This window comes from Actinophytocola sediminis (genome assembly GCF_054779715.1).
Map to the genome: position 1 here is coordinate 24,978 of NZ_BAAGXS010000029.1, position 12,648 is coordinate 37,625.

The window sequence follows — 12,648 nt, forward strand, 5'->3', positions numbered from 1 at the left end:
ATCGGCGAGGATGGCCGACGCGCGGTTCAGGACAGGCGCAGGCCGTCCGACCTGCCGTCCGACAGTCCACAGGAGCCATCTGATTCCCCCAGCGTGCGCGGAACGTCCAACAGTTCGGCGGACAGCCTACGGGCGAACAATCCAGTGGCACGCAACGACTCCACCCCCCTGCGGAGCACCTCGCGGTGGCGGCCTGCGGCGCGGTCGGCGAGGAACTCCTCGGCCCGCCGCGCGGTCGCGCCCGCGCCGAGACACGCGGCGCCGGCCAGCAGCTTGGCCAGGCCCATCGGTGGAATCCGGTCGGTGAGCACGGACCAGGAACGTTCGACCTCGGCCCACGCGTGCTCGTTCACCCACCTGTTGGCCAGCAGCCGACCGAGCAACACCGCGGTCGCCGGGGGCGGCAGTTCACCGATGGCGACCGCGACCGTGTCCGCGACCAGCGCCGGGTCCCGGAAGCGGGCCAACGCACAGCCGTAGCGCACCCTCTCCTGTGGACCGCGGGCGGCGCGCAGGGCGTCGAGGAACGCCGCGTGCTCCCGGTCGCCGCCATGCGCCGCGACGACGGTGACCACGGTGTCGGTGAACATCGGCGCGCACCCCGTCCGCCAGGCGTCCCGGGCCCAGTCGGCGGTCGGCCGGTCGGTGCAGGTCACGCCGAGCAGCAGCAGGATGGTCGCACGCTGTCGGGCCGGCGCGGAAACGGTGGCCCGCCGCAGGACCGGCGCGAGCCAGTCGACGAATCTGGCGTGCCCGGCCCCGGCCAGCAGGGACTCCACGGTGGACAGTTGGTCGGCGGCCAGTGTCCAGGTGGGAGCGGTGGTGGCGCCGGACAGGCCGGCGATCAGCGCGGCCCAGTCGGCGGTGGCCGCGCGGCCGGCCAGCAGGCACGACCAGACGTCGCGCAGCACCACGGTCTGGTCCACCGGCGGGAGGTCGGCGAACCCCGCCAGGATCGGCGCGAACGCGGCCGGCCGGTACCGCACCCGGACAAATCCCCAGCCGCCGGCGTTCCCGACCACCGCCCGTGTGGTGTCCGCGGGGAGTTCGGCACGGGCACCGGTGAGCAGGATCGTGCTGTCCCCCACCGCCACCGGCACCGGCGCGCCGGCCCTGGTCCGTTCGACCAGGACTCGACCCGGCGTGTGGTCCACTTCGATCTCCGGATGGCCCGGCGTGTCCAGCCAGGCCGACATGAGGTCGGCGACCCGTGGCTCGTTGTCGTTGTCACCGGCCAGTGCGCGCCAGAGGTCCTCGGCACCGGCGACGCCGTGGGCGTGCGTGCGCAGGAACGACACGACACCGGCCCGGAACCGGTCCTCGCCGAGGTAGCCGCACAGCATGTGCAGCAGTGCTGCGGCTTTCCGGTAGGCCAGCGCGTCGAACATGGCCTCGGCCTGGTCGGTGGAGTCGACCGGTCGCCGGACCGGCCGCGACGACGGCTGTTCGTCGGCCTCCATGGTGGCCGCCCGTTCCACCAGGAACTCGTGCCACCGCGCCCATTCCGGCTCCCACGCGCTCACCGCCCGGTGGGACATGAAGGTGGCGAACCCCTCCTTGAGCCACAGCTCGTCCCACCACGGCATGGTGACCAGGTCCCCGAACCACAGGTGGGCCAGTTCGTGCGCGAGAACGTCGGCGACCCGCCGCAACGCGGCCTGGTCGGCGTCCACCTCGGACACCAGCAGGTCGGCCTCGGGGAACACCAGCGCGCCGAGGTTCTCCATCGCTCCGGCACAGGTCTCCAGCGCGATCAGGTCGCAGGTACGCACCGGCGCGCGCTGTCCGAAGTAGTCGGTGAACAGGCGCAGGAAGAACGCTGCCGCCCGCAGCGCGTACCCGGTCAGCCGCTCGCTGCCCGGCCGGTGCACGACCCGTACCGCCACGCCGGCCGAGGTGACCGGCGCGGTGCGCCGCAGCCTGCCGACAACCAGCGCGAGCAGGTAGCTGCTCATCGGCGGGGTGTCCGCGAACGTGGTCCGCAGCCGCCCGTGCGGCAGCGGTTCCCGCCGCACGGGGTCCATGTTGGACACCGCGAGCAGGTCGGCGAGCGCGGTGACGCTCAGGCAGAAGACCGCTTTGCGATCCGGCTCGTCCCAACACGGGAACACCGTGCGGGCGTGCGCCGGCTCCAGGTGGGTGGCCAGCAGGTGTCCGCCCGCGCCGTCGGCGGCGCGGAACAGCCCGCGCGGCGTGTCGCCGATCGCCCCGGCGAAGCCGATCCCCAGCTCAGCGATCCCTGGCTGGACGGGGTGTGCGAACCGCAGCACGAGCAGGTCGTGCCGCTCGTCCACGAGGATCTCGGCGGACTCGTCCCGTCCCGGGGCCGACAGCCGTGCCCGGCGCACGTCCAGTGCCCGCGCGTGCAGGGTGATCTCCCGCGTCGCGGCGACCACCTCGACCGTCACGTCCACCGTGCCGGTGAACCTCGTCCCGGACGGATCCGGCACGAGGTCGACCCGGTAGCGCCGGGGGACGACGGTGCGGGGCAGCCGCATCCCGCCTCACCCGAACCGCAGCAACTGCCGGATCAGCCGCTGGGTCTCGTGGTAGACGTCGGGATTGCGGTTCTGGCTGGCCAGCATGTCCGCCACCGTCACCTCGCCGACCGCCGCCGGCAACTCGCCGAGCAGGTGCTCCAGTTCGGACCGTCCCTCGGCGGTGAGCAGGTCGCCGGCCGTCGCCAGCCGCCGCCACCGCCGGTCGCCCGCCAGCCGGGTACGCAGCTCGGCGAGGACGTAGTCCAGCCAGGTCGGCTGGCCGAAGGTGATGTTGATGGCCAGGGTCTCCCAGCTGGACTCGGTGGCATGCCAGTAGCCGCGCGGCAGGAACATCCGGCTGCCGGGCCGCAGGAGCACCCGTTCGGCGTCCGGCAGGCCGTCGGCTGGCGGCTCGCCCTGCCAGTACGCGGCCAGCTCGTCCGGCAGGTACGGCGCGTCCGCCAGCTCGTAGTGCTGCAGCGGCTCCGCCGCGTTCGCGTTGGGCTGCAACAACCACGCCTTGTCCCCGACGAGCTGGAAGACGAAGTTGCAGTAGGCGTCGAAGTGCGGGCGCAGCCCGCCACCTCGGGTGGCCGCGTAGGCGATGGCCTTCTTGGAGGTCGTCTTCGGCAGCCCCAGCTCGCCCCGCAGCCGCTCGGCGAGCCGGCCGAGCTCCGGCACGAACTCGTCGAGCATGTCGAACTCGAGGGCCGCGCCCTTCTCGTACCATTCGAGACACTTGTCCGCGTCGACCAGCATCCGGTCGCTCACGCCCTCGGTCTCGGCGATGATGACCTCGCCGTAGACCATCACCGGACCGTCGTACCTGGCCACCACGTCGTCCAGGGTGCCGACGCGGCGGAACGCCGGCTGTGCGCGCAGCTGGTCGACATCGCCGTGTTCGACGACGTGCCGGTCGGGCCAGTGCTCCCGCGCGAACCGGTCGGGGTCGACGGATTCGAAGATCGTCGCCAGCGCCTCGCCGGGACGGCACGCAGTCTCCATGGTCATTCCACCCTTTCACCCAGTTCGACGGCCGGGCGCACCCGCACCACCCCGAAGTCCACGGCCTCCGCCAGCAGCTTGCGCACGTCGGACTCGGTGGCCTCGGCCGCGACCAGCAGCTCCGTCAACGGGGTCTGACCGTCCATTCCGGACAGCACGCGCAGCCAGGCGCCGGCGTCGTCCTCGGCGAGCACGTAGTGCGTGCCCTCCTGGCCGTTCATCAGGTACCACTCGCCGGTGGCACCGCGGTCGGCGCGCCGGGCGAGGACCCAGTCCGGGGCGAGGGTGAGCACCGCCTGTCCGGTCAGCTCCTCCCGGCGGACCGCGAGGTCGAGCCCGATCGCCGCCTCGTCCCAGTCGTCCACCCGCACCGCCGACCGCCGGGGCAGCGCGATCGGCAGTGCGGCGGGCGCGGCCCGGCTGACCGCCATCGACTGCAGCAGCCCGAGGTTCACCAGCCGCAGCAGGAACTCCATGCCCATCGCCTCGGGGTCGTCGGCCAGCCGCGCCAGCACGCCGAACACGGCGTCGGCGTCGACCACATCCGGCATGGCCGCCAACGCCTCCTCGACCAGTGCGTACGAGTCGGCGGCCAGCAGCGCGAGCATCATCCGCTGGGTGTAGCGCAGGTCCGGGCCGTGGAAGAACGGCACCTTGGGGCGGTCGCACAGTGCACGGGGCAGCACGTCCCTGGCCGCCCGGCGCAGGATCGTCTTGTCCCACAACAGTCGCCGCCCGCGTGCCGGCGGGATGCCGACCATCAGCTCGACCAACCGGTGGTCGAGGAAGGGCACCCGGTTCTCGACGCTGTTGCCGGCCGCGGTGCGGTCCTCGTGCCAGCAGTTGTAGGTCTGCAGGTCGCGGTACTTCGTGCGGATGTAGGCGGGCCAGGCGTCCTGCGGCCGGTCGCCGGCGAGCGCGGCGACGAAGTCGGGTGTGAAGACCGGGAGCAGCAGCTGCTGTTCCCAGGCGTCCAGATACGGCACCCTGGCCGCCAGACCGTTGTGCCGCACCGCGTCCAGCTCGGCGAGCAGCTCCGGCCACGCCGTGCCGTCCTCGCCGGGCGGGGTGAACAGGGTCGAGTAGCCGCCGTTGAACTCGTCGCTGCCCTGCCCGGTGAGCATGACCTTGAGCCCCGGCCGGATCTGCTTGGCGTAGCGGTACAGCTCGTACTTGTACATCTGCTCGGCGCCGCACAGCGGGGTCTCGCACAGCCACAGCAGCTCCCGCCACTGCTCGGGCCCCCACTGCGAGTCCTCCCATCGGAACAGCACCTGGTGGTTGGGCAGCCCGAACTCCCGCGCGGTCAGCTGGGCGTACCTGGCGTCCTCGTTGGCCAGCGTGCTCTGGCTGAGCACGGTGAACGTGTGTGGCTCGGCGCCGCGCGCGGCCAGCGCGGCGACCAGCGCCGAGTCGATGCCGCCGCTGAGCAGCACGCCGATCTCCACGTCGCTCATCAGGCAGTCGGTCGTGGCGGCGGCCAGCAGGTCCCGGCAGCGCGCCACCAGCTCGTCGTCGGTGGCGTCGGTGTCGGTCTCGGCGAACTCCAGCCGCCAGTAGACGTCCTCGCGGAGGCTGCCGTCGCGGGTGTCGGCGACCAGGGTGGACGCGGCCGGCAACTGGGTTATGCCACGGAAGTAGGACGCCGGCCGGCCGGTGTTGGCGGCCACCGCGCCGTTGATCGCCGGGTCGCACACCGCCTGCGCCCAGTCCACCTCGCGGGGACAGTCGGGATGGGCCAGCAGCGCCTTGATCTCCGAGGCGAAGATCAACCGGGAGCCCTGGCGGGTGTAGAAGAGGGGTTTGACGCCGAACCGGTCCCTGGCCAGCAGCAGCCTGCCGGCCCGCGCGTCCCACACGGCCAGCGCGAACATGCCGCGCAGCCGGGGGACAAGGTCCGGACCGTCCTCTTCGTACAGATGGGGCAGGATCTCGCAGTCGGAGCCGGACGCGAACCGGTGCTCACCCCGCAGCCCGGCGCGCAGTTCGCGGTGGTTGTAGATCTCGCCGTTGGCGACCGCCACGACCGAGCCGTCCTCGCCGCGCATCGGCTGCCGGCCACCGGCCTCGTCGTTGATGGCCAGCCGGGCGAACGCGAGCCCGATCGGGCCATCGCGATACAGCTGACGGTCATCCGGGCCGCGATAGCCGATCTCGGCGAGCATGCCGAGCAGCACCTGCTCGTGTTCGACCCCGAGCGGCCGTCCGTCCAGTTCGAGCACACCGACCACACCACACATGGCTGCTTACGGCCCTTCTCCCCGGAGGCTTACCGCTTTGCGGACCACGACCCGCTCGGTCCGGTCGTCGTGTTCGATCTCGACGTCCAGGCCGAGCCGCGCCGCGTGCGCCCTGGTGAGCACCGCGACGTAGGCGGAGAACTCCACGGGCTCCAGGCCGAGGAAGAAGAACGCCTCGGTCGGGTCGGCGCGGAACCAGATCGGGGTGGTGATCTCCCAACAGTCCTCGCCCGGCCGCTCGCGCGCGGTGCTGTGCGCGTAGAGCAGCCGGCGACCACGGACGAAGTCCGCGACGAACGCGGCCGTGTTGCCGGAACCGTTGCGCGCCCGCCACTCCGCGTAGTAGCCGAGCTCCTCGTAGTGGCCGTGCAGCCAGTCGACGAGCTCGGCGTCGGACACGCCGTGGTGGTGGGCGAAGGCGACCAGTGTCGCCAGGTAGTTGAGCGTGCTCCTGGCCCGGTCGGCGGCCAGCTCGGCGTCGCCGTCCGGAACCGCCGTCGTGGTCACGGCGCCGGCAGGGAGGCGCCGACCGGCCGCAGCACGCCCTCGGCGAGCAGCTCGTCGGCCAGGCCGGTGACATCGGCCAGCACCGTCTCGTGGTCCACCTCGTACTGGGCGGTGAGCCGATCGCAGATGTCGCGCACCGACCGGACGCCGTCGAACAGCCGGTAGACCTCGCCAGCGCTCTCGTTCAACGTGATCCCCGGCTCGATCACCACCCCCTTGAGGTAGTCCCTGGCCGGCCGGTCCGGGCTCGGCTCGAGCACGCTGCGCTCGTCGATCCGCATCGCCATCACCTTCAGGCCTTCTGTTTCGTCGCGGTCAGGTACCAGACGTCTACCTGGTCGGACTCGGCCAGGTTCAGCTCGGGAAACTCGCCTCTGGCCTCCAGCACGTCCATCGCCTCCAGCAGGTCGAGCTCGTCGAAACGCAGCCCGGCCAGCTCGTACTCGGCGATCCGCGAGCGGGTGACCAGCTCGTCGACCTGGGTAAGCGGGTAGCTCTCCCGCAGTGCCTCGTCGACGAACCGGAAGTACTCCGGCTCGACGATGGCCTGCCGCAGGGCCGCCCCGGTCACCGCCAGCCGGTGGGGCCGGATCGTGTCGACCAGGTACAGCAGGCCGCCAGGGCGCAGGATCCGGTGGCACTCGTTCAACGCCACCACCGGGTCCGCCCAGTGGTGGAAGCAGGAATAGGAGACCACCAGGTCCGCGTACCCGTCGGCGAAGGGCAGCGCGTGCACGTCCGCGTCGACGATGCGGACCCGGTCGGTCACCCCGGCCTGGGCGAACTCCGCGGCAGCCAGCTCGTGCATCGCCGGGTTGATGTCCACCGCGTCGACGACGGCGTTCGTGCGCAGCGCCAGCTCCGCGGTCAGGTAGCCAGGGCCGGTGCCCAGGTCGACAATGGTGCTCACGGTTTCCGGAAGACTCCGGCACACGCGACCAGCCAGCATTTTGTAGAGATAGAGCTGGTATTTCTCGACGAAGTCCCGATACGTCGAGCACTCGCTCGCGGTCAGCATCTCCGGGCCCTTCAGCGGAGTTTGTTCAGAAAATTACGCACAGCGGGTACGGCAGCCGCTCAGGCTACCCGGTCAACCATCGTCAGTGACCGCCTGCGGACAGCGCCCGGCTGAGTCGGAACACGCGCGGAGTCTTATAAACCTTCTTCATCGCTCATCACCCCCAAATCAGAATGACAGGGGGAGCGCAGCAGAGAGCTCCCCGAACTCGGTTGATTGTGGACTGAACAACTGCCGTACCCGAATTGAATATTAGGAGCGCCGGCAACCCAGGTCAACCAGCCCGAACACCGACGGCGAAATAGGTGCGCTCGACCCCGGAAATGAAAGAGATACACCCCGCCCGCGACCGGCGCCGACTTTCAGGCGGTCACGTCGAGGCTCTGTTCGAGGGACTCCGCCAGTTCTCGCCAGGCCGCGGCACAGTGCCGGGCGAGGTCCGCGACGGCGATCGCGGCATGCGGCGGCAGGCCGCCCACGATCTCCCCGACATTCGCGGACTCGATGGCGTGGGTGGCCAGCCACTGCAGCAGCTTGCGGCCCGACTCGGTGAACCGCAGCGACGGATCCCCCTGGAGCGTGCGCAGCAGATGCCGGCTCCGCCCGACGGACATGGCCTGGTTCACCGACAGCCGATCGTCGGCGCGCGCCAGCCCGGCCGGCGTGCCCTGCTGCGCCGGCGCGGACATCAGCAGCCGCGTCGGCACCGGGTCCTCGCCTCGCTTGAGGCGTTCCCGCACGTCACGCGCGGTGCCGATGGAGATGCCGGCGGCCCGCGCGATCTCCCGCAGGGACGCGTCCGGACGTTCACAGATGTACGCGGCCGCCGACCGCCTGCCATCCACCGAACTCAGCGGCCTGGTCCGCCCGTCCCGGCCGAGACGGGCGTTCAACTGCGGATTTTCCTCAGTTGAACGCGCCCTGATGGCCGCGACGGTCTTGGCCGACAACCCGGACACCGCCCCGATCGCTCGATCGGACCAGTGCGGATACATGCCGATGATGCGACTGGCCGCGGCCTCCCGGTCGGCGATCGTCAACGGCAGGCCGTGGGCGATGTTCGCCTCGACGGCCAGCACGAACGCGGCCTCCGCCGAGCCGTCGAAGAAGCGCACGTCAATGGTCGTGCGACCGTTCTGTCCGGCCGCCCGCACGCGATGCATTCCGTCAATCACCCGCATGGTGCCCCGGTGCACGACAATCGGCGGCAACTCGGCCACGGTTTCGGCGAGCGCGTTCACATGTGTTCGATCGATCCCCGCCTGGCGGGGCGACTCCGCGAGTCGCAACGACGCGATCGGGACGGACACGACCGGCGAACGCGACATCGACGATAGGCGAGCGTCATTATCCGGGTCCGCATTGGGAGCAGCTGGCGATTCCGAATCTTCTTCAAGCGGCAAACCGGCATCCAAGGTGCTACCCCCAGTAGCTTGTTCGCTGGCGTCAAACCCTTCCCAATTAGCAGTCACCTTCGTGGGACGATAACAGCGAACGGCCAGTGACGCCATCGCGAACCCGTGTCACAGTACGCGTGCTGGACGCCCGACTCGATACACGAACGGCTGTCCCGCGTCAAGGCAGTTGACCGCAACCGTGGGGCACCCCCAGAAACCGTCCACCCCCGCCACGCAATCACTTGACGATAACTTATCCACCTCATACGTTCGGCCTTGGCGACCAGCGTACGGAGGCGCTATGCGAGTGGTGTTCTCGGAACACGTTCCGGATTTCACGAACTACGTGTTCCCCTACCACGTATGGGGTTTCCCGGAAGCCGGAGAGAGCGTCCGGACCGCGTACGAATGTGGTTTTCTGCCGGTCGCGTACGATTTGTCCAGGTTCTACCTGGTCCGCGGAATACGCATAGCCCTCGGTGACTACACACCGAACGGGCGGGTGCGCAACATCAGGCGCCGGTGCGCGCACATCGAACACGAACTTGTCGACCGCGGCGAATACCAGGTCTCCCCCGCCGTACGCGAGCTGGCGCGGACCTACTTCGCCACCCAGGAGGTGAACGTCGACTACCGGCTACGACGTTTCTTCGAGATGGTGGACGCACCGTTCTGCACCCATGTGCTGCGGTTCTGGGACAGCGGCCACGGCCGGCCGGTCGGCCTGGTGCCGCTCCTGGTGCGCGACGGCATCGTGCACTACGGCATCCCCATCTACGACCCGGCATACCGGACGACGAGCATCGGCAACCACATGATGGGCACCGCGCTCAGCACGTTCGCCGAATCCGGCCACGACCACTGCTATCTCGGCTCCTGCTACACCCCCGGCGATCTCTACAAGACCCGCTTCAACGGCATGCAGTTCTTCAACGGCTACACCTGGTCCGACAACCGCGACGAGTTGCATTTCTTCGTCAGTCGCCGCGACACCACCGTCGACAACCACACTCTGGGCTCCACCGAGTATCTCGACGAATTCTGCGCGGCCGATGTGCAGCTACTCGGCAAACAGACCGAACTGACGATCACCGCCGGTGCGGCAGTATCTCGGCCATAGGGGAAACCGTGCGTCTAGCGTTGATCGGCGGGGGCGCCGCCGCGGTGAGCACCCTGGTGAGCCTGCTCGACACGGCCGGCGAGGACCTGCGTTCACCGGAGATCGACATCTACGAACCGGCCAAACTCGGGCACGGCTCGGCATTCGGCCCCGACCTGGACTGCGCGCTGGCCAATCTCCCCAACAGTGACATGACCGCACACCCCGGCCAGCGCGACCACTATCTGCGCTGGCTGCGCGCTCGGCACCCGTCGGCAACCAGTCACGACGACCACGCGCTCGCCACCGACTTCTCCCCCCGCCGGCTGTTCGGCGCCTATCTGAACGACCAACTCACCACCGCACGCGCCGAGGCGGCCTGCCGGGGCTGGACGGTTCGCGTGCATTCCCAGGCCGTGCGCGACCTGACCGACGGCACCGGCCACCAGCTGGCGGTGACCACCGCGACCGCGGTCCGGGAGTACTCCCACGTGGTCGTCGCGATCGGCTCGGGCGAGCCGGCCGACCCCTACCGACTCGCGGGCAGCCCGAACTTCGTCGCCGACCCGTACCCGTTGTCCACGACCGTGCCCGACATCCCCGCCAGGGAGCCGGTCGTGGTGGTGGGCACCGGCCTCACGGCCGTGGACGTCACGATGGCCCTGCTCACCCACGGCCACCAGGGGCCCATCGTGCTGGCCTCCCGCCACGGGATCCTGCCGGAGGTGCGGGCCGCCCAGTTCACCAGGGACCTCGACCAGTTCACCGCCGAACGGGTCGGCGCGCGTCTCGCGCGGGACCCGGCACTGCGCGTCGGCGAGATCTGGCGCATCCTGGAGGCCGAGCTGCGGTCGGCCGACGCCGACCCGGACGCGGCCACCGCCTGGTTCCGTACGCCGGTGCGCGCCCGGGAACACCTTCGCCACCAGCTCACCGACCCGCTGGCCAATCTCGTACAGTCGATCTTCATGAAGGTGCCACTCGAGCTCGCCAGGACGATTCGCGCCGCGTTGCCCTCGGCCGAGTTGAGCCAGCTGACGCTGCACAAGCGCCGCCTCAAGAGCCTGCAGTGCCCCATGCCGGCGCGCACCGCGCGCACCCTGCTGCACGCGATGGACTCCGGTCAGCTCCAGGTCGTCCCCGGCCTCAGCGCGGTCCGCCACGAGCACGGCCGCTTTCGGGTCCTGGCCGCGCGGGACGTGCCGGCCGCCCGCTACCTCGTCGACGCCACCCGGCTGGCACCGGGCAGCACCAGGGGCCCGGCGCGCCCGCTGATCGCGGCGCTGTCGGCCAGGTTCGGGTCCTGGGACTCCTTCGGCGGGCTGCGCACCGACCTGGCCAGCGCCCGGGTTCGCCGGCCGGACGGCACCCACGACCCTCGCCTGTTCGCCATCGGCGAGCTCACCGCCGGGGACATCTACTTCGCCAGCAGCCTCCCCGCGGTCAACCGCGGCGCGCACGCCGTGGCGGCCTCGCTCGTGGCCCAGGCCGGCGCCGCCGAGAAGAGGGTGTCCTGATGAGCGCGACGTGTGCGGTCACCGCCGACTTCCTCGACCGCAGCGGGACGACGGAGACCGAACTGGTCGACTGCGTGCGCTCGTTGCCCTTCGAGCTGTCGAACCTGGCCAACACCCTGCCCCGGCCGTTCTTCGCGCCGACGAAGGAAATGGTCGAGGTGGCCGAGGACACCGCCGGCATCATCGCCATCCTGGCCGAGCTGCCCCGGCGGTTCTTCAACGGCAGCATCGACGCGTACCTTGCGGCCCAGGGCTACGGCCAGCAGATGCGCGAGATCATGCGGCTGGGCTGCGTCGGCCAGGACATCTCCTACGGCCGGGTCGACGCCTTCCAGTCGCCCGGCGGCACCCGCGCGGTGGAGATCAACACCGGCAGCGCGATCGCCGAGTACAAGAAGGTCAAGCTGAACGAGCTCCTGTTGCGCACGCCGCGGTTCGCGGAGTTCGCCAACCAGTTCGACCTCACCTATGTGGACACGATCGCCCGGCTGGCCGAGGAGATCACCGCGATCGGCGACGCGGTCGTCGGCCGCGCCCAGCCGACGGTGGCGATCGTCGAGGAGACCGGCTGCCAGGGACTGTGCGAGTGGATGCGCGGCGAGTTCCAGGAGCGCGGCTTCCAGACCGTCTACGGCGAACTCGACGACCTCGAGAGCGACCGGGGCAAGGTGGTCCTCCACGGGGTACGCGTGGACGTCGTGCTCCGGAAGTTCTTCGTGCGCCACATCCCCGGCGAGAAGAACGGCAGGGACAGACTGCGTCTGCTGCGACACGCGCACCAGAACGGGCAGACGGCCCTGTTCACCGCGTTCGACTCCGAGATGCACGGCAGCAAGGCCGCGCTCGGCCTGCTGTACGACCCGGCCGTCAGCGCCGTGCTCTCCCCCACCGAGCGCGACCTGGTGGCCAGGAGAATCCCGTGGACCCGGCGTCTCGGCCGGGTTTTCGGGCTCACCGACACCCAGGAGCACCGCGCCCTGCTCGACGAGGTCCGCGCCCGGCGCGCCGACCTGATCCTCAAGCCGGCCGCCGAGAGCGGGGGCGCCGGCGTGGTCTACGGCGACGAGGTGACCGACCAGGAGTGGGCGGTCCTGCTGGACCGCCCCGACCGCGCGGACTACGTCGTGCAGGAGCGACTGCACCCGCTCCCCCAGGACGTGATCGACCCGGAGAGCCGCGTACGGGAGCGCTGGCACATCCTGTGGCAGGTGTTCTTCGACAGCCAGGGCTACGCCGGCCTGTCCGCCCGCGGTCGACGCGCCAGCGAACCCGGCGTGATCGGCGGCGGCAACCCCGGCACCCAGAGCGGCTGCGCGTTCACCTACTCCTGACCCCATGCCCTGAATGAGGCATTGGCGACGCTCACCGTCCCGAATGAGGCATTC

Annotated in this window: 10 protein-coding genes; 3 read left to right on the forward strand and 7 right to left on the reverse strand. The window is 70.4% G+C overall.

Annotated features, from left to right (window positions below; all coding sequences use genetic code 11):
- Positions 1–26: 26 nt before the first annotated feature.
- The 7 genes from ACYVIP_RS19620 to ACYVIP_RS19650 all read right to left on the reverse strand — a co-directional run bounded on the left by ACYVIP_RS19620 (position 27) and on the right by ACYVIP_RS19650 (position 8,578).
- Positions 27–2,498, reverse strand: a complete 2,472-nt coding sequence (locus ACYVIP_RS19620; RefSeq protein ID WP_460398297.1) for a M1 family metallopeptidase — start codon at positions 2,496–2,498, stop codon at positions 27–29.
- A gap of 6 nt (positions 2,499–2,504) precedes the next feature.
- Positions 2,505–3,491 carry a JmjC domain-containing protein gene (locus ACYVIP_RS19625; RefSeq protein WP_460398299.1) on the reverse strand — a complete coding sequence of 329 codons (987 nt, stop codon included), beginning with the start codon at positions 3,489–3,491 and terminating at the stop codon, positions 2,505–2,507.
- Positions 3,488–5,725 carry an asparagine synthase (glutamine-hydrolyzing) gene (gene asnB / locus ACYVIP_RS19630; protein WP_460398301.1) on the reverse strand — a complete coding sequence of 746 codons (2,238 nt, stop codon included), beginning with the start codon at positions 5,723–5,725 and terminating at the stop codon, positions 3,488–3,490. Before asnB ends, ACYVIP_RS19625 begins: the two co-directional genes overlap by 4 nt.
- A 6-nt stretch (positions 5,726–5,731) precedes the next feature.
- Positions 5,732–6,232: a hypothetical protein gene (locus tag ACYVIP_RS19635; RefSeq protein ID WP_460398303.1), complete on the reverse strand. Its 501-nt coding sequence runs from the start codon at positions 6,230–6,232 to the stop codon at positions 5,732–5,734.
- On the reverse strand, positions 6,229–6,513 hold the full coding sequence (locus ACYVIP_RS19640) for a PqqD family protein (RefSeq protein ID WP_460398305.1): 285 nt from the start codon (positions 6,511–6,513) through the stop codon (positions 6,229–6,231). The genes ACYVIP_RS19635 and ACYVIP_RS19640 overlap by 4 nt, the downstream gene beginning before the upstream one ends.
- Before the next feature lie 11 nt (positions 6,514–6,524).
- Positions 6,525–7,250 carry a class I SAM-dependent methyltransferase gene (locus ACYVIP_RS19645; RefSeq protein WP_460398307.1) on the reverse strand — a complete coding sequence of 242 codons (726 nt, stop codon included), beginning with the start codon at positions 7,248–7,250 and terminating at the stop codon, positions 6,525–6,527.
- Between the two features lie 362 nt (positions 7,251–7,612).
- Positions 7,613–8,578 carry a ParB/RepB/Spo0J family partition protein gene (locus ACYVIP_RS19650; protein WP_460398309.1) on the reverse strand — a complete coding sequence of 322 codons (966 nt, stop codon included), beginning with the start codon at positions 8,576–8,578 and terminating at the stop codon, positions 7,613–7,615.
- Between the two features lie 571 nt (positions 8,579–9,149).
- Here ACYVIP_RS19650 and ACYVIP_RS19655 point away from each other — a divergent pair.
- From ACYVIP_RS19655 to ACYVIP_RS19665, 3 genes are read left to right on the forward strand one after another with little or no spacing between them, the layout of a single operon-like run.
- Entirely contained in the window at positions 9,150–9,767 is a 618-nt protein-coding gene (locus tag ACYVIP_RS19655) for a GNAT family N-acetyltransferase (protein WP_460398311.1), read from the forward strand.
- Between the two features lie 8 nt (positions 9,768–9,775).
- Complete coding sequence (locus tag ACYVIP_RS19660) at positions 9,776–11,263, forward strand: FAD/NAD(P)-binding protein (RefSeq protein ID WP_460398313.1); 1,488 nt, start codon at positions 9,776–9,778, stop codon at positions 11,261–11,263.
- Positions 11,263–12,594: a hypothetical protein gene (locus tag ACYVIP_RS19665; protein WP_460398315.1), complete on the forward strand. Its 1,332-nt coding sequence runs from the start codon at positions 11,263–11,265 to the stop codon at positions 12,592–12,594. Before ACYVIP_RS19660 ends, ACYVIP_RS19665 begins: the two co-directional genes overlap by 1 nt.
- The last annotated feature ends 54 nt before the right edge of the window (positions 12,595–12,648 follow it).

Excerpts from the sequence above, each read along its gene's own strand:
- ACYVIP_RS19650 (WP_460398309.1), bottom strand. The coding sequence starts at position 8,578 with ATGTCGCGTTCGCCGGTCGTGTCCGTCCCGATCGCGTCGTTGCGACTC.
- ACYVIP_RS19665 (WP_460398315.1), top strand. The coding sequence starts at position 11,263 with ATGAGCGCGACGTGTGCGGTCACCGCCGACTTCCTCGACCGCAGCGGG.
- ACYVIP_RS19620 (WP_460398297.1), bottom strand. The coding sequence starts at position 2,498 with ATGCGGCTGCCCCGCACCGTCGTCCCCCGGCGCTACCGGGTCGACCTC.
- ACYVIP_RS19640 (WP_460398305.1), bottom strand. The coding sequence starts at position 6,513 with ATGCGGATCGACGAGCGCAGCGTGCTCGAGCCGAGCCCGGACCGGCCG.
- ACYVIP_RS19645 (WP_460398307.1), bottom strand. The coding sequence starts at position 7,250 with ATGCTGACCGCGAGCGAGTGCTCGACGTATCGGGACTTCGTCGAGAAA.
- asnB (WP_460398301.1), bottom strand. The coding sequence starts at position 5,725 with ATGTGTGGTGTGGTCGGTGTGCTCGAACTGGACGGACGGCCGCTCGGG.
- ACYVIP_RS19625 (WP_460398299.1), bottom strand. The coding sequence starts at position 3,491 with ATGACCATGGAGACTGCGTGCCGTCCCGGCGAGGCGCTGGCGACGATC.